The sequence below is a fragment of the Paenibacillus sp. p3-SID867 genome (assembly GCF_025142895.1).
GTDB lineage: Bacteria > Bacillota > Bacilli > Paenibacillales > Paenibacillaceae > Paenibacillus_AQ.
The window spans coordinates 22,696-43,097 of sequence record NZ_JAMBDM010000016.1 but is presented as its reverse complement, the minus strand read 5'-3'; the positions used below and the strand labels follow the sequence as shown (position 1 = coordinate 43,097).

The following is a 20,402-nucleotide window of genomic DNA, read 5'->3' as shown; positions in this document are numbered from 1 at the left end:
GGAGAATCTTCTGTGCGCGGGTTAGATACTGGGAGCAGTCTGCTTGCCGGAATCCTCATCGCAACCTGGCGCCTTGCGGCACGGAGGTGCCGAATTCCTTGAACAATCGCGGCATTACAGGTATATTTAAGGGAAACACGTTTATACAGGAGATAGACAGAAATTACAGGACGAAAGGTTGATCAACGTGGAGAACCATCGGGGAACCCCCTCCAATTTCATAAAAAATGTTATTACCGAAGACCTGAAGTCCGGTAAAGTCAAGGAAATCGTTACCCGCTTTCCGCCGGAGCCGAACGGCTACTTGCATATTGGACATGCCAAGGCCATATGGATCAATTTCACACTGGCCGATGAATTCGGCGGACGGACGCACTTGCGGTTCGATGATACGAACCCGGTGAAGGAAGACATTGAGTATGTTAACTCCATTAAGGAGGACGTGAAGTGGCTCGGATTCGATTGGGAAGAGCTGCGGTACGCGTCCGATTATTTTGAAGAGATGTACAATCGTGCCGTGCTGCTGATTAAGAAAGGGAAAGCTTATGTGGATGACCAATCCGCTGACCAAATCCGCGAAACGCGCGGAACCCTGACCGAGCCAGGGCATAATAGTCCATACCGGGATCGCAGCGTGGAAGAGAATCTGGATCTGTTCGAGCGGATGCGCAAAGGGGAATTCGCCAACGGCGAACGCGTGCTGCGCGCCAAGATCGACATGGCTTCGCCGAATATTAATCTGCGGGATCCGGTCATCTACCGGATCTCTCACGCGCATCATCATAATACAGGCGACAAGTGGTGCATTTATCCGATGTACGCTTTTGCCCATCCGCTGGAGGATGCCATTGAAGGGGTTACGCATTCCCTGTGCTCCCTGGAGTTTGAGGATCAACGACCGTTCTATGATTGGGTTGTGGCCGAATGCGAGATGGACAGCACGCCGCATCAGTACGAATTCGGACGTCTGAACGTGGCGCAGACGGTTACGAGCAAGCGTAAACTGAAGCAGCTCGTCGACGAGAATGTGGTGGACGGCTGGGATGATCCGCGCATGCCGACGATCTCCGGACTTCGCCGCTTGGGGTATACGCCTGAAGCCATTCGCAACTTCGTGTTTGAGACGGGAATTTCGAAGGCGTACGGCACGGTGGACCGCCAAGTGATGGAACACTTTATCCGTGAGGATCTGAAGCTGAAGGCGCCGCGTACGATGGCTGTGCTGGACCCGCTGAAGGTGGTCATTACGAATTACCCTGAAGGTCAGATCGAATGGCTGGACGCCGAGAACAACACGGAGAATCCGGAGATGGGGATTCGCCAGATTCCGTTCTCGCGCGAGATTTATATTGAGCAGGAAGATTTCATGGAGGATCCTCCGAGCAAATATTTCCGCTTGTTCCCCGGCAACGAGGTCCGTTTGAAGCATGCGTATTTTATCAAGTGCAATGACGTCATTAAAGACGAGAACGGCAAAGTCATCGAGATCCACTGCACGTATGATCCGGAGACGAAGAGCGGCAGCGGCTTTACCGGACGCAAGGTGAAGGGAACGATTCACTGGGTGGAAGCCACGCAGGCCGTACCTGCTGAATTCCGCCTGTTTGAACCGCTGTTCAAGGACGAAGAGGAAGAAGCCGAATTGGTGCAGGAGGTTGCAGGCGAAGCGGAAGAAGCAACTGCCGAGAAGTCCTTCCTGGACGACATCAACCCGAACTCGCTGCAAATCGTGCAGGGATTCGTGGAACCGAATATGAAGGATGCTGCGCCGCAGGACAAGTTCCAGTTCTTCCGGCATGGATATTTCAACGTCGACTCGAAGTATTCGCAGCCAGGCCGTCCGGTATTTAACCGCGTGGTCTCCCTGAAGAGCTCATTCCAGCTTCCGAAGAACTAAATCAAAATAACGGCATAGGCGCGTTCAAGAAGTCTCCTGTGCTCTATAACGCAAACAAGACTCGAAGATTCCGTTACAGGATTCATTCGAGTCTTGTTATATTTACGATGGTACCATCTTGTTGATGGCTTGCGTACAGGACCACGATCTAACTCGCAGCGTACTCCTCCATCTCGTCGCTATCGAGATCGTCCGGATGCAGCGGCTGATACCCGTGCTTGCGAAGGTTGTACCACATCCAGCCAAAGCCGATGGCACCCACAATGGCAAGCATCGTGCCGGTCCGGTACATGATCTGCGCTCCGAAGTTCTGGAACATCCAGCCGCCGGCAAGACCGCCGATGACGCCGGATATGCCGCTCCAGCTTAAGGTATAGATCGCTTGTCCGGAAGCGCGATACGGCGTCGGCACAAACAGCATCGTCAGCTGTACGCCGACATAGAAATAGCCGCCGAAGGTTACGCAGTGCAGGAGCTGGATGATGGCCACCTCCAGCGCGCTGTTGGCTTCAGCCATCAGCAGCCAGCGGAGGGCGAAGAGCAGGCTGACAATCGTCAGGCAGCCGACCAGGACATTGATTTTCCGTTTCAGGAAGCGATCAAACAGAATGAAGATCACCACTTCAAATATCGACGAGAAGAAGATCGCAAGGCCCACCATCTGCTTGGTACCGCCAAGCTCCAGGATGTAAAGGGACATAAAAGTGTTATTGGCTGTGTTCGGGATGGATACCATAATGCCTAACAGGATAAAACAGACAAAATAGGAGTTCAGGAACAGTCTGCTGAGTCCTCTAAGGCTTACCGATGCCGATGCTGTCGTCTTCTGGATGGAGGGCAGCGTAAACATGAACACGGCCGCCACCAGCAGCATAATCGAGAACACGATGGCGATGCGCCCCGACCCGAGCCGGTCGATGACAGGCCCTGCAGCGATGGCCGTCAGTGCCCATCCAAGCGAGCCCCATAGCCGGAACGAGCCGAATTTTTGCTGCGTCCCCTCAATATAGGTTAGAATCAGCGAATTTGTCTGCGAGAACATCGGAGTCTGGAAGAAATAAAAGAAAATCATTGTCATGTATATCATTGCATAGGTATTCGCCTGAAATACAAGCTGAACCAGCAGCAGCGTACCGGTCATCATGATCAGCAGCACCCGCTTGATGTTTGCCGCCCGATCACCCCAGAATCCCCAGAACGGATTGGCGAAGATGGACACAAATGGCGCGATCGCCATCAGGCTGCCGATTTCAATTTTGCTCATGCCGATGTCTTGCAAATATAACTGGAAGAAACCGGTGAAGATGACCATGGTTCCGTAAATGAAGAAGTTGAACAGCTTGAGCGATATCAGCGAAGGTTGGGCGTTGTCCATATTCCGCAAGTAGGTCATTCCTTTCAAACCGAATACAATCCACAATCGCGGCATCGAAAAAAAGCCGCTTTCCCTTTCAATGTATCACGCATTGAAAAGGGATACAAACCATCTTTTAAATGATTTTCCATTATTCTGGTTATTAACCTATAAACTGAATCGAGTTTTTTACAACGTGTAAGAAAGGCTGGTAGAACATATGAGCTGTCAACCCGTAGATGTCGGCCTTTCGCCAGATCAGGTGACGGGTATCGTACTTGCAGGTGGAGCCTCCCGGAGAATGGGAAGAAACAAGGCGCTCCTGCCCATGCAGGGAATGAGTTTGATCGAGCGAACGGTCCAGGCGCTTGACGAGGTTAGCGGCCGCGTCATCCTATCCACCAATACCCCCGAATCTTATCAATTTCTCGGGTTGGAATGCGTTCCCGACCTTTATGTCGGGCAAGGCCCGATGGCGGGACTTCATGCCGCGCTCAAGTCATCCCAAAGCACATGGAATATGGTCGCTGCGTGCGACATGCCCCATATCCATGAGCGTTTCCTTCGGGGATTGCTGAATCTGGCGAATCAGCAGCTCACAGCCGATGCTGTAATTCCTGTTGTAGAAGGCAGGGTGCATCCGCTGCTGGCGGTATATCGCAAAGAAATCGTAGAAGGCCTTGAACGCAGGCTGATCAAGGGACAACTTCGCATGGTGGAGTGGGTGCAGGAGCTGAATGCCGTCTTCGTGCACGAGGAGCAATTAGAGGCAATTACGGGCCTTGATCCGCGCAAAATTTTATTTAATATGAACACGCCTGGGGAATACGAGGCAGCAGCCGGCCTGATGAATGCCGACTTGCCTGAGGATAGATAGTAGATTTCTATAGCTGAATAAAGGTGTGCAAAAGCACGACGAAACGGTATTTATTTTAAAAAATAACCCCGCCAGCTAAATGCTTGGCGGGGATTTTAATTACAACCATATGACTGCCTTCGGCTATTATACGCACAGCCGACGGTTTACCCGCCGATCTGTGACATACGCCGGACGGTTGGGGTATGGCTTTGCATTTTTTTCTCGAGCGCGAGCGCCATTTCATGATTCAACGGTTTGGAACCCAGCGCTTTGCGGAACAGGTTTGCCACCGCGGAAGGATCATCGACGACGCGGCGCACGTTAAATTCGTCGGACCAGTACAGGCAAGCCTTGATGTGGCCGTCAGCCGTCAGCCTGAGGCGGTTGCAGGAATCGCAGAAATGATCGCTGACCGGATGGATCAGACCGAAGGTTCCTGTAGCTCCAACCACCTTCATATTTCGTGAAGGTCCGTTGCCGGATGGCCCCTGCTCTTCCAGAATGGTCCAACCCGCCTCCTGGCACACTTCAGATACCCGGCTGAGCGGCAGATACGAATCTCGCCAGGCATCGGACGCTTGCCCGATCGGCATGTATTCAATAAAGCGGACATGTAGGGGACGATCGAACGTCAGCGCGATAAAGTCGCGAATTTCGTCTTCGTTGAAGCCCTTCATTAACACCATGTTTAGTTTGATGGGATCCAGGCCGGCTTCATAAGCGGCTTCAATGCCTTCCAGCACTTTACGCACTTGACCGCCGCGCGTAATGCGCGCGTAGCGATCCTCATGAAGCGAATCCAGACTGATGTTGATTCGGGTAAGTCCGGCTTCCTTAAGCAGGCGAGCTTTGGAGGGGAGCATGATCCCGTTGGTAGTCAGGGATATATCTTGAATTCCTTCAATGGAAGCAATCATATGGACCAAGGATTCCAGGTCCTTGCGTACCAGCGGCTCGCCGCCGGTAAGGCGTACTTTGGAGACGCCCATCGGGGCAAGTACGCGCATGATCGCTGCGATCTCTTCATAACTCATAATCTGATCGGGAGGTTGGAATTCCATCCCTTCTTCCGGCATACAATAGACACATCGAAGATTGCATCGATCTGTCACCGAGATACGAATATAATCATGGACCCGACCGAAAGAATCTTTAAGCGGTTCGATCATGGAAATCCCCCTTTATAGCATGCATGGTCACATTGTAGCCATTCCCCGAACGGGAGTCAATGCATTGTAAGGGTCATGTCAACCGGACAAGCTGCGTGGATAAGTTCAAGGATTTGTGAGAAGTATCACAGAAAACGCTTTCGGGATCCAGTATATTGAAGCTGTGGACAAAAGCTTTCTCCCCTTGAAAGCGAGTAGTGACATTCTAGATTTCCGAAAGTTTCCTGATTTTTCCGAAATTTTCGGAAATCATTTCAAACTGCTTTCATTAGACGTTCATCTAAGATATACTGTCAAGGATATCACATCCAACAAGAAAGGTTACCAATAGGAGGTTCGATATGGCGATATCACCTGTTCAAACTTTGGAGGTGCCTGACGTCTGTCACAGATGGCTTGAAAACCGGGGTACGGTCTACGAGCTGCTCATCGATTTTTTGGGCAATTGGCCCAGCTTGTCTATGATTGCGGAATGGAGCCGCGGAAGCGGAATTAGCAAGGCTGCGGAGTGTTCGAAGGCCGGTACGGACCTGATGACCTATTTATGTGGACGCTCACCTGAGGAATTGGTTCGGATTTGCGAATACGAGGGGGCGGAATACCGCCGATTGCTTCAGCAGTCCAAACAGCGTCAAGCGGCAAAGTCTCATTACACGAAGGATGGATGCGCTCAGGATTTAGCCGATTGTTATGCATCCGCCGGTGTTGCCTTTAATAAACTGCACGGGGAAGCGGACGATCATATAGCCATTGAACTGGAATTTATGACACTGCTTCATGACCGTATGCTGAACAATACGTATTGTGAACATAGCATGCTGCAATTGATGGAGGTTCAAGAGAAGTTTCTGGAGGAGCATCTGTTGTCATGGGTGCCATCCCTCTGCAAGGATCTAAAAGGCTCCACGGAAAGCCCGCTTTATCAGTCGGTATTCAGTTTGCTTGAGGAGTTCCTCGCACAGGATCTGAATATGCTGAAGACGTGGAAGCATTCCAGGGAAGCTGTGCTGGTACATTAGCGAGCCAGGACCATATCATAGTCATCCAAAAAAAGCCCCAGCATCCTAATGTAGGAAGCCGGGGCTTTGATGTTCTAATTAATCTTCGATTCTTTTCTTGCTGAACTTCATCAGGAACTCGTACACGATAGGTACCACCACGAGCGTGAGCAGCGTCGAACTGATCAGACCGCCGATAACCGTGATGCCGAGTCCTTTCGAAATGATGCCTGCGCTGTTCTCCCAACCGAATACGAGTGGCAGGAGAGCGCCGATCGTTGCGAGTGCCGTCATCAGAATTGGACGAAGACGGGTAGCGCCGGCTTCAAGCAGGGCTTCGCGGGTGCTCATGCCTTCGCGTTCCATATGGATCACGCGGTCGATCAATACAATCGCATTGGTCACGACGATACCGATCAGCATGAGTACGCCCATGAGTGCAGACACGTTCAGTGTCTCGCCTGTAACAAGCAAGCCGATAATGGCTCCGATGACAATGAACGGCAGCGAGAACAGGATGGCGAACGGCGCGAGACCGCCACCGAATGTAACCACAAGCACAAAGTATACAATCGCAATGGCTGCCAGCATGGCGAGTCCAAGCTGTCCGAAGGTTTCGTTGATTTGCTCGGTAACGCCTCCGAACTGGACGGATACGCCGTCTGGAAGTTCAAGCTTGTTCACTTCAGTCTCCAGGTTGGTGGAGGCCGACCCAACATCGCTGGACAGGATATCGGCTGTGACGGTTACAACCATTTTCCCGTCGATGCGCATAATGGAGTCAGGAGTCGTTCCTTTTTCCACCTTGGCCACATCCTTGATCGGCACTTCGATACCGAGTGGAGAGGTGACGGTTTCGTTCTCGATTTCTTTGATGCTCTTATAGGTTTTGCTGTCCGTCTCAATGTAAACATTGTAAGTCTTGTCCTCAATTTTGACTTCGGTCAAGACCGGACGTTCCCGTACGGGAGACAGCTTCATTGCCAATTGTCCTGCGGTCAGGCCAAGGGAGCTCAGCTTCTCTTGGTCAGCAACCAGCGTATACTGCTCGAACGCTTCGGACAAGCTGGTCTCTGCATTCTCGAAGGTGGCTGTATCCTTGTTGGCAAGCTCAGCAATTTGATCAGCCACCGGCTTGATCTGCTCCAGAGAATCGCCAAAGACGTTAACCGTTAACTGGCTGCCGCCAAAGCCGCCGGCTGCCATGTCCATATTGGACCAAGTACCGTCCGGTACTTCCTTGGCAAGATCTTCGACAAGGGCTTTTTTGACATCTTCGAAGTTTTTCGTGTCCGGGTCATACATAATATAGAACAATCCGGAATTCGCTGATCCCATACCAAGCGGATTGCTTCCGCCGATGGAGTACTGCATCGTTTCGACTCCAGGTTGATCCAGGATCAATTTCTCCGCTTTTAATGCGCGTTCCTCCACATCCTCCAGCATGACGCCAGGTTCAGGAGAATAAGTCACCATGGCATATTTGTCTTCCTGTTCCGGAATGAAGCTAACGCCAAGGTACTTCGTCAGGAACAAGCTTCCTACTAATAACGCGATGGCTGCCAGGAATGTAATGGCTTTGTGATTCAGCGTCCATTTCAGAATGGAACGATACCCGCGGGCCATTGCGCCCGGTTTCTCCGCATGATCATGTTTGTTCTTCAAGCCTTTGCGGAACAGGCTGTGCGCCATAGCGGGCACGAGCGTGATCGCTACGACCAGGGAAGCGAGCAGTGCGAAGACCATCGTCAATGCAAATGGCATGAACAGCTCTCCGACCATACCGCTGACCAGGGTAAGCGGCAGGAATACCGCGATGGTTACGATAGTGGAGGACATGATCGGCACAAACATTTCACGTGTAGCGGCGCTGATGAGCTCCCGGCCCGTTAATTTCTCGGTCGAGAGGGACATGCGCCGGTAGATATTCTCGATAACGACGATCGAGTCATCGACAACCCGGCCGATGGCAACGGTCATGGCACCGAGCGACATCATATTCAGGGTGATATCCATTTGTCTCAGACAGAGCACAGCAATCAGCAAGGACAATGGGATCGAAATAATCGATATAATCGTCGAACGGATGTTGCGCAGGAATACCATTATGATCAGAACGGCGAACAATGCGCCGAATAATGCCTTGGAAAGCATCGTATGAACAGAGTCTTCAATTGGCTTGCCTTGGTCCAGCATGATCGTCAGATCCATGCCAGGATAGAGGCCTCTCAATTCTTCTGCCTTGTCTTTCACCTGATTGACAACGTCAACCGTATTGGCATCGTTTGCTTTCACGATTTGGATACCGATTGATTCCTTCCCGTTGGTGCGGGAGATGGATTCCGAGGTTCCAATAACTTCAATTTTGGCTATCTCGCTGAGTTTTACGGTTGGAATGCCGGTTGGAACGGCAGGAGCACCGCTTGGTCCGCCTGCAGCAGCACCGGTTCCAGGAGCACCTTGTTGGCCTGCCTCAGCTGCGTCACCGGAAGGCTGCTGCGATGGTTGTTGGCCTGCCCCGGCATTCGGAGCGCCGGCTCCGGCAGCTGCATCTGCACCGCCGCCGCCCGGAATAACCGGAATAGCGATATTTTTCAGATCGTCAATGCCGATAATGCCGCCATCAATAGCAACGGCCTTCTGGGATTTGTCCATTTCGAACATGCCGAGCGGAACGTACAGCGCGGAACCCTGCACGATACCTTTGACGGTATCCTCCGTCAAGCCAAGCTCGTTCAGTTTGTCCTGATTAAACTTAAGCTGTACCTCGTTCACGAATTGGCCAGCTACCTGGATGGAAGCAACGCCGTCCAAATCCTCCAGCTCCGGAACGATATCGTTCTCTGTGATGCGTGTTAATTCATCCAATGCCATGTTGTCTTTGTTCGCAATACTTAGGGAGACAACCGGCATGGAGCTCATGCTGAATTTGGATATGGTAGGTTTCTGAGCGTCATCGGGCAGCTTTACCTCGTTTATGGCTTCACGAACAGCAGCTGTAGCGTTGTCCAGATCACTACCATAATCAAACTCAACCATGACGTTGGCTGCATTCTCCATGGATGTGGAGGTTACGGTTTTGACGCCGTCAATATTGCGGAGTCTCGTTTCGAGCGGTTTGGTGACATCCTCCACAACACCTTCAGGGGCTGCGCCCGGATAGATCGCGGTGACACTTAAGAACGGGACGTTAATATCCGGAATGGTTTCCTGCTTCATCGTCAGTCCGCTGTATAACCCACCGAAGCTGACGATGATGGTCAGCAGCCAGATCGCAAACTTGTTGCGAAGCGAGAAATTGATAATTCCTTTCATTAGGCGATTCTCTCTCCTCTCCAAAACTCTATGTCTCTAACTTAGACTAATTTCCCTGCATCATTCCACCGGGTGTCAGATAGCTTTCGAGCACGGTAACAATGGTTCCCTTCAGCTCCGCAAACAATGCTTCAATTTCCTCGATTCCCTCCAAGTTAGCAAGCATTCCTTTCAGAACGGCCCGGCTGGGCTGGAGGGCAAGCAGTTCTTTCTCCATAATATTGAGCGACTCCATCGCATCTTCCCGGACATCCGTCTCTACCTGAATCTTCTTTAGTTCATTCTTCATCGCCTTAATGACGATGAGCGGGTGACGAGTTGTACGAATGTCGGTTTGGCATAATTGGCCCAATTGCCCTACCGCCTCCATCGGGATCAGGGGCTCGGGCCGTCTGCGCAGAATACTGTCCACAATATCATCGAGCAGCTGAATTTGGTGATCAGCGGTGATTCCCACATTCAAATGGAACCCGGGCATGAACAGGAAGCGGATATACGAACCCAGCATACTGCCCATAAACATGCCGATTTCCAATGTGTATGGCTCTACTTCGGGCCCATAAATGGATTTCAGCTTATTGTTAAACCACTGCAATGCAGCCAGCATTTCTTGTTGCATGTCTTCTTTGTCAAAAGGCGGTTTCCCCGGCATCTGATCATGGAACTGCTTCAGGAGAAATTCCCGGATCTCCAGAAAATGGATCAGAAGCACTTCCGTCTGCTTGCGCAGCTGCTCCTTGGGCGCGAGAAGCGGATCGTGGTCGACCCGGAGAATCTCATCTTTAATCCGGCTTGCGATATGCTCGTAAATGCTCTTTTCCAGTTCCTCTTTGGACTTGAAATGAAGATAGAGGCTGCCTTTCGACATCCCGCATACTTCGGCGATTTCCTGCATGGAGGTAACCGAAGAGCCCTTCGCGGAAAACAGCTGCATCGCAGTGATGAGAATTTGCTGTCGTTTTTCTGCCGTTTTATCAGCCAATCAATAGCTCACCTCACTTTAGAACTTTGCGGTTCTTGGATTGACCATAAGGTCAAGAATTATTATATATGAAAAAGAACGACCGTTTCAACTTTACTACGGTCGTCCTTTACGTTAGGTTCTGAAAACTTATGAAATTTTACAAAAGTAACTAACTGATCAATTTCAGGCCGACGGCCGAGCACAGAATCATGGCGATAAAGAGCACGCGCCGCCATTCCTTCGGTTCACCGAACAGGAGCATCCCTGTGATGGCGCCGCCCACCGTCCCGATTCCCGTCCAGATGGCATAAGCGGTACCCATAGGCAGTACGGTCATGGCGTAGGAGAGGAGGGAGAAGCTGGCGGCAAAAGATAAGGCCAAAATCAGTACATATTGCCATCCCTTGCGCTCCGACACGCCTTTGATGCCGATGACGCCGCCGATTTCGAATAATCCGGCAAATACAAGAGCGACCCAGGCCATTACTTACTCACCTCCGGTTCTGCATGATCCGCCGTAACCAGCTTAAGGCCGATCACGCCTGCCAGCAGCACGCAGATCAGAAGCACCTTGATCAGTTTAAACGGTTCCCCGAAGAACAGCATCTCCGACGCGACCGTTCCGGCTGTGCCGATTCCCGTGAATACGGCATACACCGTTCCGACCGGCAGCCGTTTGGCTGCCTCGATAATAAGATAGAAGCTGACTGCAATGGCGGCTATGGTTCCAATCCATTCCCAGATGTTGGAGGAATGCTTCAATCCCATAACCCATATGATTTCAACCAATCCGCCAAGCAGCACAAAAATCCAGTTGCGATTCATTATGATTGTCACTCCTTTTATGAAAACAACAGTAACCCCTCACGGTTACCGATTCCTGTTCCTATTCTCCTTAAGCCTCTTTATTATGCGTAAATTAGGAGACATTAACTCTTGTGGTTATATCTTTGCTTTGTTACCCCTAACCAATACACAGGCCAAGCCGCGGCAAGACGTCTCATGGCCCGTTCCTCCCCGCCGTACACGGTTTCCAGATGGATTCCATCCACCAAGGTCATAAAGGAAATCGCCGCATTGCGCGGATGACGGATGATACGTCCATGCTCCGGACAGCCCGCGGCAAGCATCCTCGACAAGTTCAACTCCTGTTGATCCAAGAGCGGATACACCATCGCCATCACTTCGTCATACAGCGTACTTGGCGGAAAGAAGGCCATTCGCATGAAGAACCGCACTTCATCATCCAGACGATAAGCTTGGAGACGGCTTTCAAGGAATCCGTGCAGCTGCTGCTCCAGCGGCCAATCGGCATGGTTAAGGAAATAGGCTACCATCATTTCCTCCTGACGATGGAATACGTCCTGAAGCACTTGCAGAAACAAATCCTTCTTGCTCGAAAAATGGGCGTAAATCGACGGTTTTTTGATCCCGCAGTCGTCTGCAATATGTTTCAGCGATGCCCCTTCGTAACCGTTTTTGGCAAAGTGGGCAAGGGCGGATTGCTTAATATTGGCGGCACTCATAACATTCCTCCTAACTAACGGTCGTTAGTTATATTTTTAACAAATGGCGTTACCATTGTCAATATTTTATTTTGGGGCATCGGTCCCTTGTCAGCTCGCGGAGAACAGTCTTTAGTTCCTGAGGGAGATCATGTAGAATATGGTGTGACCAGCATCGTACATACAGAGAGACATTAACGATGAAGAACAAGGGGTATACGATATGAGAAAGGGAATACAGGCTGTATTGATTACCGCGCTTTTGTTCGCGTTTTATTATTTTGGCCTGGATTATTTCGGGAAGACGACCGGGACCATTATCGGGATATTCTCCACGCTAACCGTAGTATCCATCGGTTTCATGATTTTTATGGAGAACCGTCATCCCACCAGCACGATGGCCTGGATTCTGCTCTTGGCGTTAGTCCCTATCGTGGGGCTTGTGTTTTATTTTTTGTTTGGACAGAACTATTTTAAGCGGAGAAAATACGACAAAAAGGCACGTAAGGACGTTCTGGTATACACCAGCGAAGTGCTCCGCAAGAACACCCCGGACATCTCCTGCTTTAAGCCTGAAGTGCAGCAGCTCCTTCAGCTGTCTACCCGCCTGGCACGCACGCCGATTTCCTTCTCGAGCGATACCAAGGTGCTGACCGACGGGGAAGAGACATTTGCAGCCTTGATTGCGGAGCTGGAACAAGCGGCGCATCACATTCATATGGAATATTACATTTACCGTCCGGATGCGATCGGGACGCAGATCCAGGAAATATTAATTCGGAAGGCGAGAGAGGGGGTTGCCGTGCGGTTTATGGTAGACGCCGTTGGCAGCTTGCAGCTGCCGCCTTCCTTTTTGCAGGAGATGAGGGATGCTGGTGTACAGGTCGCCGTATTCGGCAGTCCAAAGACGATTTTCTTCACGAGCCGTGTAAATTACCGCAATCATCGCAAAATCGTTGTGATTGACGGGAGTGTCGGATTCGTTGGCGGATTGAATGTAGGGGATGAGTATTTAAGCCGCAGCAAGGCATTCGGTTTCTGGCGTGATACCCATATGCTTGTTCGCGGAGAGGCTGTCAGAACGCTCCAGGTTGTCTTTCTGCAGGATTGGCAGTACATGACGGGAGAGCAGCCGAGTGAGCCGATCTATTATTCACCGGATTTACTGGAGAGTCGTGCCGGCGCCGTTCAGATAATCGCAAGCGGACCGGACAATGAGCGAAGAGCCCTGAAGAACATTTTCTTCTCCATGATTGTGTCGGCTCGCAAGTCGGTATGGCTGGCTACGCCGTATTTTATACCGGATAAAGACATATTCACCGCGCTCAGGGTTGCTGCCCTGTCCGGTCTTGATGTACGGATTTTGTTTCCGTCGAAGCCGGACAAATGGCTGCCCTTTCTGGCTTCCCATTCCTATTTTCCGGATCTGCTGGACGCCGGGGTAAGGGTATATGAATATGAAAAAGGGTTCATGCATTCGAAGCTGCTGATCGTTGACGGGGAGGTTGCAACCATTGGCACGGCTAACATGGACATGCGGAGCTTCCACCTTAATTTTGAGGTTAACGCTTTACTCGTTCATACGGAAAGTGTAGGCCGGCTGGTGTCCGATTTCGAGCAGGACCTGGAGTCCGCCCTCCTGTACGATCGCAATCATACCCGTAAAAAGAGAATCATGACCCGCCTGCTGGAGTCGGCCGCCCGACTGATGTCACCTCTGCTGTAGGCCAAGCGGAGGTTGGCCATTCAGGCCTAGACCGGCCCTTCATGCGCGTACATACATACTATTGAAGGAATTGTTAAAAGGTTGTGAATCCCAGCCATTTTTGCAGTTTAAACAGGATGTCCTTCATCCATGTCGTTTCACCTTGGTAAGCCTCGGCTTCGAGACTAAAGGCCGCGCCTTCGTTGAACCATATTCGATGAAAGTAACGGTCCAGATCCCGGGTAAGCGGATGATCTTTAGGCGCGGCTATCCACAAGTTGTTCTCCAGATTGAGATCGGCCAGATTCCGCTGGGTAAAATTGGTTGAACCGCCGGTAATGACGGATTTCCCCGTCGGTTTGGCAATGTACATGAGCTTGGTATGATACTGCTCCGTACCGGTGTTGTACCAGCGAATGGAGATGTTCCCTTTGGATTTCTTGATGAGCTCGGCCGCAGCAGGACGGTTGGGGATGCCGATCTTATCCCGGCCGAAGGCGTTCTGGTTCGGATCCAGGATGAGGCGTATATCAACGCCGCGGTCCGAAGCTTTTAGAAGCTGGTCCATGACTTTGCTGTCAGCCAGATAGAACATCCCCATCCAGAGCGTGTCCCCGGGCTGTGATTGCTCGATGGCCTCCAGAACATATTTATAAATTTTCCCTTCCGTCAAATAACGAACATCGACATCGTTAGCTTGACCAGAAGGCAGCGGAGGTGGCTTTGAGCCCGGCTCATACTCCGGCAGTTTGATCGGGCTTGTAAGGTTAACGGCGGCTTGCTCGGCTGCAAGCATATCCCTGATGATGTCCCCGCTCGTTTCGAAGGCGATGTTCGAGTGGAACGCGCTGGCGTCATGGATGTTGGCTGATGTGACCAGCGCGGTGTTCTCGCTGATGACGACTTTACGGTGATTGGCCTTCACGTTCAGCAGCTTCAGATAGGAGCGCACCGTAATATCGGGTGCTTCGCTTGCCATCAGATTGGGAAGTGTCCCCGTGCCCGACTGGCCAAACCACTGGAAGAATGTGCGCCATACGGCAGAATAGGCGGGCGTGGAGTCTCGCAGCCGGTCGACATCGGTCATGATTACATGAATGCCGGCAGCCTTCATGACCTCGAATTCCGGCAGCGAATAGGAGCCATACCCGGTATTCACTTCATCGGAAATAAAGAAGATATCCATGTCGGGATATTTCTTCTTATGGGCAACAAGGCGATGGGCAAGCTCTTCGCTGACTTCGGGGAATTCCTGACCTTTATGGGTGTAGCCGTTGAACAGAAACATATCGATCACCAGGAATTTTCGGGATTCGTCGATAATTTGACCGATGCGGGGTCCGATTTCGTGATCATGTACCGGTTGACCATCCGGTCCGGGGTAGGTCAGGTCGGTCCACATTTTAACGTCGCTCTGGTACAGCGGGCTTTCATAGGAGATCCCTTTCGGCAGTGGCTTATGAGTCTGATAGATCATCACGCCGATGAGCCATAGTATAAGAAGGACAAGGCAGATGAAAATCGTTGTTCGCGTTCGGGAGCTTTTGGTATTCGGTTTCCTTGACACGAGCAGGTTGCCTGGATCGGTTGTAGGTAGATTTTCTGAATTGCGGTTATGAATGAAATGGCGGAAACCCAAGATAGCCCATCCTCCTATCGCTGTTGTATACCGTTAATTAACTTGAAAGTCCCGTTCTGACGCACTCTTCGTTTCTGCAATTCAGAAAGTGTGAGATACAGACGGAGTTGATCCTAGGAAGCCGGGGTAGAATGATATTCGGGTTTGTTTTTTCAAAACATGCGGTAGAATGGGTCAAGACCGAGTCGTTTATATTTTTGCTAATGGATGATGTGCATATCATGCAGGCGGGATAACCTGATGCCAATGATATGCTTATATATGGCTTATCTAAAGGATGAGCGAAGTGGATAAGGAGGCACGGGATGAATTCAGAACATAAAGAGACCGCGGGTCAACCAGCTGAAACCATTTCAGGCAGAGGTTTGGAAAGATCCGAGGGCAGGCTGGTGCCGGAAGTGCCTACGGGCGAACGAAAAATAGAGCATGTACGCTTATGCCTGAATGAAGAAGTTGGCTCCGTAGGGGTAACCACCGGTTTTGAACGTTACCGTTTCCGTCACTCCGCACTGCCGGAAATCGACTTTGAAGATATTAAGCTGGACACTGCATTTCTTGGTTTTTCCGTACGAACCCCATTTCTGATCAGCTCCATGACTGGGGGAAGCAAGGCCACGGGAGAGATCAATAGACGTCTGGCTGAAGCCGCGCAGCGGCGCGGCTGGGCACTTGGGGTAGGCTCCGTGCGGGCAGCGGTGGAGAAGGAGGAGCTTGCTCCCACTTTCCGTGTCCGGGAGAGTGCGCCGAGCGTGCCGGTTATCGCCAACCTTGGAGCGGTGCAGCTGAGCTATGGCTTTGGCCTTGACGATTGTCAGCGGGCGGTGGATATTGCGGGGGCGGACATGCTGGTCCTTCATTTAAACGGACTTCAAGAGGTGTTTCAGCCGGAAGGGAATACACGGTTTGGTCGTTTGCTTAAGCGAATTGAGGATCTGTGCCGTACGCTTTCGGTACCGGTCGGCATTAAAGAAGTCGGATGGGGCATCGATGGTGAAACGGCGCGGAACCTGCTCAATATCGGGGCGGCCTTCATCGACGTGGCTGGTGCGGGCGGTACCTCATGGAGCCAGGTTGAAAAATTCCGCAGCCCGGATCCGGTTCGCCGCGCTGCGGCTGAAGCTTTCGCCGGGTGGGGCAATCCTACCGCGGAATGCATCGTGGAGGTGCGTGAAGCTGCGCCAACCTGTGCGCTTATCGGCAGCGGCGGGCTGCAAAGCGGTGTCGATGCCGCTAAAGCGCTCGCGCTTGGCGCCGATCTGGCAGGCTTCGGGCGTGGACTCCTGGGATCGGCCGTCGAATCGGTGGAAGCGCTGGATCAGCGGCTTGCCCAGGTGGAGTTGGAGCTGCGGACGGCGATGTTCGGAATCGGCGCGGGGAATATCGATGCGCTGAAGTCAACCCAACGGCTGATTCGCGTTTGAATGGCCGGGGTGATTGGCGGGATCTACTTTAAAGCGATGGCAGTATATTCGTGTTGAAGTCTATCGGGTATCTGCTATAATTAATAAGATTGTTTAGCTTACGATTAGTAGCTTCGGCGGTAAGAACCGAAGCTGTGTAATACTTACAAATATAGAAGTAAACCTGATAAGGAGTTGTCACATAAATGGCTTTAAAAGCAGGAATCGTCGGTTTGCCAAACGTCGGCAAATCAACATTGTTTAATGCGATCACGCAAGCGGGCGCCGAATCGGCCAACTATCCGTTCTGTACGATTGATCCAAACGTCGGTGTTGTGGAAGTGCCGGATGAGCGCCTCGACAAGCTGACCGAGCTGGTTCAACCGAACAAAACGGTACCAACCGCTTTTGAATTCGTGGACATCGCGGGCTTGGTCCGCGGGGCGAGCAAAGGGGAAGGTCTTGGGAACAAGTTTCTTGCCCATATCCGTGAAGTGGATGCCATCGTTCATGTTGTTCGCTGCTTTGAAGACGAGAACATTACCCACGTTGACGGTAAAGTGAACCCGGTCAGCGATATCCAGACGATTAATTTGGAGCTGATCCTTGCGGACCTCGACAGCGTGGAGAAGCGGATTGACCGTGCGAAGAAGAACATGAAGGGCGGCAACAAGCAGTATGTTCAGGAAGTAGAACTGCTGGAGCGTCTGAAGGAAGCTCTTTACAACGATCAACCGGCACGCAGCGTGGAGCTGAGCGATGATGAGAAGCTGATTGTTCGCGATTTGCACCTGCTGACATTGAAGCCGGTGCTATACGCGGCTAACCTGAGCGAAGACGGTGTTACGGAAGCCGACAGCAATCCTTTCGTGCAGCAGGTTCGTGATTTCGCGGCTGCGGAGAACGCACTCGTGGTTCCGATCAGCGCGAAGGTTGAAGCCGAGATTGCCGAGCTTGAGGGCGAGGACAAAGCGATGTTCCTTGAGGAGCTGGGTCTGGAAGAATCCGGTTTGAACCGTCTCATCAAGGCTGCTTACAGTCTGCTGGGATTGTACACTTACTTTACGGCGGGCGTGCAGGAAGTACGTGCCTGGACGATCCGTAAAGGAACGAAGGCTCCGCAAGCGGCAGGCGTGATTCATACCGACTTCGAACGCGGCTTCATTCGTGCAGAGGTTGTAGCTTACGATGACCTCGTTGCAGCCGGATCGATGAACGGCGCGAAGGAACGCGGACAGCTTCGCCTGGAAGGCAAAGAGTACGTTGTGAATGACGGCGATGTGATGCACTTCCGTTTCAATGTGTAGGAATTGAACGATTCAAAGGCCATGGCTCCATGTCACTTTGTGCATGGGACCGTGGTTTTTTTGAAGGGGAGAACCATTCCGTGCGGTCAACTGCCTGCTAGTCAAATGCGTCGTTTCATGGTAAAATAAAAAGTCGTTTACACTTCATTGTGATGCGAAATGGAGTGCAAAAAGGCATATCTTCAGGAATATATCTTAGAGAGGTGAATTCCTTTGTTGGACCGATTACAATCCCTTGCGGACCGTTACGAGAAGTTAAGTGAGCTGTTGTGCGATCCCGATGTCGCTAATGACTCCAAGAAGCTCAGGGATTATTCCAAAGAACAATCCGATTTACAGCCTGCTTATGAGGCTTATGTTGAATATAAAAATGTAATTGAAGAGCTCGAAGCTGCCAAAACCATGCAGGGCGAAAAGTTGGATGACGAAATGCGCGAAATGGTGAAAATGGAGATCGAGGAGCTTACCCAGCGCGAGCAAGAGCTGGCGGAGAAGATTCGGATTTTGCTGCTGCCGAAGGACCCGAACGATGACAAGAACGTGATCATCGAGATTCGCGGCGCTGCCGGCGGTGACGAGGCGGCGCTGTTTGCTTCCGACCTGTACCGGATGTATACCCGTTATGCGGATACTCAAGGCTGGAAGGTTGAGCTCATGGACGTGAACACGAACGATCTGGGCGGCTTCAAGGAAGTCATCTTCATGATCAATGGCCGCGGCGCATACAGCAAAATGAAATTCGAGAGCGGCGCGCACCGTGTTCAGCGTATTCCGGCAACGGAATCCGGCGGTCGTATCCATACCTCCACCTCCACCGTGGCGGTCATGCCGGAGGCGGAAGAAGTGGACATCGAGATCCATGACAAGGACATCCGCGTGGATACCTTCTGCTCTAGTGGTGCAGGCGGTCAATCCGTTAACACCACCAAATCGGCGGTACGCGTAACGCATATCCCGACGGGGATCGTGGCTACGTGCCAAGACGGCAAATCGCAGAACTCCAATAAGGAGAAGGCGCTGCAGGTGCTCCGGGCCCGTATCTTTGATATGATGCGCCAAGAGGAAGAAGCGAAATATGCCGGTGAGCGGAAGAGCAAAGTAGGTACAGGTGACCGCAGTGAACGGATTCGTACGTACAACTTCCCGCAAAGCCGTGTAACCGACCACCGAATCGGACTTACCGTTCACAAGCTGGATCAAGTGATGAACGGGGAGATTGAAGAGATCGTTTCGGCGCTGACCCTTGCGGAGCAGGCTGAAGCGATGGAAAAAGGAGTATAACGCTTTGAAGCGGACGAGATTTGAATTAACGCCGCAGCGCAGCATAAGAGAAGCCTTTGTGGAGGCTTCTTCTTTTTTAGATGGCATGCGGGTGATGGAGCCGCAGCGGAATGCGCAGCTGCTGCTGGAGCATGTGCTGGGATTGTCGGGAACCTCATATTATATGGCGCTTGCGGAGCCGTTTCCGGCGAACCGGCGCTATGCCTTGGAGGACGTCATCAATCGCAAGGCGCAGGGCGTCCCTGCGCAGTATATTATCGGCGAGCAGGAATTTTACGGCCGGCCGTTTGAAGTCACGTCGGCGGTTCTCATTCCGCGTCCGGAAACGGAACTGCTCGTGGAAGCGGTGCTGAAGTATGGCCGGGAGCTCACTCCGCGATCAAAAAAACTAAAGGCCATAGACATAGGCACCGGTAGCGGTGCCATTGCCATTACGTTGGCATTGCAGGAGGCGGCGTGGGATTTGCTGGCGAGCGATATTTCGCCTGAGGCGCTTGAGGTTGCTGCGCGTAATGCGAAGCATCTGAATGCCGATGTAGAGTTTAGGCAGGGGAACTTGCTGGAACCGTTCGCCGGCATGGCGCCGGACATCCTCGTCTCCAACCCGCCTTACATTCCGGCGGAAGATATCGAGGGACTGCAGCCGGAAGTCCGAGACTATGAACCGCGAACGGCACTGGATGGGGGGCCGGACGGATTGAATCCGTACCGGATCATGATGGAGCAGCTGCCCTTGCTGTCAACGCCGCCGCGGATGATTGCCTTTGAGCTGGGCATGGGCCAAGCCGGGGATGTGGCAGAGCTTTTACGGAGTGCAGGGCACTGGAAGGAAATCGTCACGGTGCCGGATTTGGCGGGCATTGACAGGCATGTCTTGGGAATATCCCGTTAATTGTGTTCTGGAAGAATATCTTTTAAAATAGATGATGGGCTGAGCCGATTAAATGGGGTGTTGTCGTTCAGATCGTTACATGGCCTCAATCGGCAAATCAGTGTTTACAGCTCCGGG

General features: G+C 51.8%; 16 protein-coding genes. 8 read left to right on the top strand and 8 right to left on the bottom strand.

Annotated features, from left to right (window positions below):
* The first annotated feature begins 178 nt into the window (after positions 1-178).
* The gene (locus M4D81_RS26560) at positions 179-1,897 is read left to right on the top strand and encodes a glutamine--tRNA ligase/YqeY domain fusion protein (protein ID WP_260068609.1); all 1,719 of its coding nucleotides are present in this window, start codon (positions 179-181) and stop codon (positions 1,895-1,897) included.
* 148 nt (positions 1,898-2,045) lie between these two features.
* Here M4D81_RS26560 and M4D81_RS26555 read toward each other — a convergent pair whose 3' ends face one another.
* Positions 2,046-3,326, bottom strand: coding sequence for an MFS transporter (locus tag M4D81_RS26555; protein WP_260068608.1), 1,281 nt, complete (start codon positions 3,324-3,326; stop codon positions 2,046-2,048).
* Between the two features lie 145 nt (positions 3,327-3,471).
* On the opposite strand from M4D81_RS26555, the gene mobA reads away from it, so the two are divergent.
* Positions 3,472-4,128, top strand: coding sequence for a molybdenum cofactor guanylyltransferase (mobA, locus tag M4D81_RS26550; protein WP_260068607.1), 657 nt, complete (start codon positions 3,472-3,474; stop codon positions 4,126-4,128).
* 146 nt (positions 4,129-4,274) lie between these two features.
* Here mobA and moaA read toward each other — a convergent pair whose 3' ends face one another.
* A complete protein-coding gene (gene moaA, locus M4D81_RS26545) occupies positions 4,275-5,279 on the bottom strand; it encodes a GTP 3',8-cyclase MoaA (protein WP_260068606.1) in 1,005 nt (334 codons plus the stop codon).
* A 341-nt stretch (positions 5,280-5,620) separates the two neighbouring features.
* On the opposite strand from moaA, the gene M4D81_RS26540 reads away from it, so the two are divergent.
* Positions 5,621-6,298, top strand: a complete 678-nt coding sequence (locus M4D81_RS26540) for a TorD/DmsD family molecular chaperone (protein WP_260068605.1) — start codon at positions 5,621-5,623, stop codon at positions 6,296-6,298.
* A gap of 78 nt (positions 6,299-6,376) precedes the next feature.
* Here the strand turns inward: M4D81_RS26540 and M4D81_RS26535 are convergent, their stop codons facing one another.
* The 5 genes from M4D81_RS26535 to M4D81_RS26515 all read right to left on the bottom strand — a co-directional run bounded on the left by M4D81_RS26535 (position 6,377) and on the right by M4D81_RS26515 (position 12,082).
* Positions 6,377-9,592 carry an efflux RND transporter permease subunit gene (locus M4D81_RS26535; RefSeq protein ID WP_260068604.1) on the bottom strand — a complete coding sequence of 1,072 codons (3,216 nt, stop codon included), beginning with the start codon at positions 9,590-9,592 and terminating at the stop codon, positions 6,377-6,379.
* A 46-nt stretch (positions 9,593-9,638) separates the two neighbouring features.
* Positions 9,639-10,574: a TetR/AcrR family transcriptional regulator gene (locus M4D81_RS26530; protein ID WP_071218848.1), complete on the bottom strand. Its 936-nt coding sequence runs from the start codon at positions 10,572-10,574 to the stop codon at positions 9,639-9,641.
* Between the two features lie 151 nt (positions 10,575-10,725).
* Positions 10,726-11,040 carry a DMT family transporter gene (locus M4D81_RS26525; RefSeq protein ID WP_260068603.1) on the bottom strand — a complete coding sequence of 105 codons (315 nt, stop codon included), beginning with the start codon at positions 11,038-11,040 and terminating at the stop codon, positions 10,726-10,728.
* Complete coding sequence (locus M4D81_RS26520; RefSeq protein ID WP_260068602.1) at positions 11,040-11,381, bottom strand: DMT family transporter; 342 nt, start codon at positions 11,379-11,381, stop codon at positions 11,040-11,042. Before M4D81_RS26520 ends, M4D81_RS26525 begins: the two co-directional genes overlap by 1 nt.
* Before the next feature lie 104 nt (positions 11,382-11,485).
* The gene (locus tag M4D81_RS26515) at positions 11,486-12,082 is read right to left on the bottom strand and encodes a TetR/AcrR family transcriptional regulator (RefSeq protein ID WP_260068601.1); all 597 of its coding nucleotides are present in this window, start codon (positions 12,080-12,082) and stop codon (positions 11,486-11,488) included.
* A 202-nt stretch (positions 12,083-12,284) separates the two neighbouring features.
* Here M4D81_RS26515 and cls point away from each other — a divergent pair, with 202 nt between their 5' ends.
* Positions 12,285-13,787 (top strand): cardiolipin synthase, encoded by a 1,503-nt coding sequence (gene cls / locus M4D81_RS26510; RefSeq protein ID WP_260068600.1) that lies wholly within the window; start codon positions 12,285-12,287, stop codon positions 13,785-13,787.
* Positions 13,788-13,860: 73 nt separating this feature from the next.
* Here cls and M4D81_RS26505 read toward each other — a convergent pair whose 3' ends face one another.
* Complete coding sequence (locus tag M4D81_RS26505) at positions 13,861-15,405, bottom strand: phospholipase D family protein (RefSeq protein WP_260068599.1); 1,545 nt, start codon at positions 15,403-15,405, stop codon at positions 13,861-13,863.
* 305 nt (positions 15,406-15,710) lie between these two features.
* On the opposite strand from M4D81_RS26505, the gene fni reads away from it, so the two are divergent.
* From fni to prmC, 4 genes are all read left to right on the top strand, one after another.
* Positions 15,711-16,826: a type 2 isopentenyl-diphosphate Delta-isomerase gene (gene fni / locus M4D81_RS26500; RefSeq protein ID WP_260068598.1), complete on the top strand. Its 1,116-nt coding sequence runs from the start codon at positions 15,711-15,713 to the stop codon at positions 16,824-16,826.
* Between the two features lie 185 nt (positions 16,827-17,011).
* Positions 17,012-18,112 carry a redox-regulated ATPase YchF gene (gene ychF, locus M4D81_RS26495; protein ID WP_260068597.1) on the top strand — a complete coding sequence of 367 codons (1,101 nt, stop codon included), beginning with the start codon at positions 17,012-17,014 and terminating at the stop codon, positions 18,110-18,112.
* A 213-nt stretch (positions 18,113-18,325) separates the two neighbouring features.
* Positions 18,326-19,393: a peptide chain release factor 1 gene (gene prfA, locus M4D81_RS26490; protein ID WP_071218854.1), complete on the top strand. Its 1,068-nt coding sequence runs from the start codon at positions 18,326-18,328 to the stop codon at positions 19,391-19,393.
* Positions 19,394-19,397: 4 nt separating this feature from the next.
* Entirely contained in the window at positions 19,398-20,285 is an 888-nt protein-coding gene (gene prmC, locus M4D81_RS26485; protein ID WP_260068596.1) for a peptide chain release factor N(5)-glutamine methyltransferase, read from the top strand.
* Positions 20,286-20,402 lie beyond the last annotated feature (117 nt).

Excerpts from the sequence above, each read along its gene's own strand:
- M4D81_RS26535 (WP_260068604.1), bottom strand. The coding sequence starts at position 9,592 with ATGAAAGGAATTATCAATTTCTCGCTTCGCAACAAGTTTGCGATCTGG.
- ychF (WP_260068597.1), top strand. The coding sequence starts at position 17,012 with ATGGCTTTAAAAGCAGGAATCGTCGGTTTGCCAAACGTCGGCAAATCA.
- M4D81_RS26515 (WP_260068601.1), bottom strand. The coding sequence starts at position 12,082 with ATGAGTGCCGCCAATATTAAGCAATCCGCCCTTGCCCACTTTGCCAAA.
- M4D81_RS26520 (WP_260068602.1), bottom strand. The coding sequence starts at position 11,381 with ATGAATCGCAACTGGATTTTTGTGCTGCTTGGCGGATTGGTTGAAATC.
- M4D81_RS26555 (WP_260068608.1), bottom strand. The coding sequence starts at position 3,326 with ATGCCGCGATTGTGGATTGTATTCGGTTTGAAAGGAATGACCTACTTG.
- M4D81_RS26525 (WP_260068603.1), bottom strand. The coding sequence starts at position 11,040 with ATGGCCTGGGTCGCTCTTGTATTTGCCGGATTATTCGAAATCGGCGGC.
- fni (WP_260068598.1), top strand. The coding sequence starts at position 15,711 with ATGAATTCAGAACATAAAGAGACCGCGGGTCAACCAGCTGAAACCATT.
- mobA (WP_260068607.1), top strand. The coding sequence starts at position 3,472 with ATGAGCTGTCAACCCGTAGATGTCGGCCTTTCGCCAGATCAGGTGACG.
- moaA (WP_260068606.1), bottom strand. The coding sequence starts at position 5,279 with ATGATCGAACCGCTTAAAGATTCTTTCGGTCGGGTCCATGATTATATT.
- M4D81_RS26540 (WP_260068605.1), top strand. The coding sequence starts at position 5,621 with ATGGCGATATCACCTGTTCAAACTTTGGAGGTGCCTGACGTCTGTCAC.
- cls (WP_260068600.1), top strand. The coding sequence starts at position 12,285 with ATGAGAAAGGGAATACAGGCTGTATTGATTACCGCGCTTTTGTTCGCG.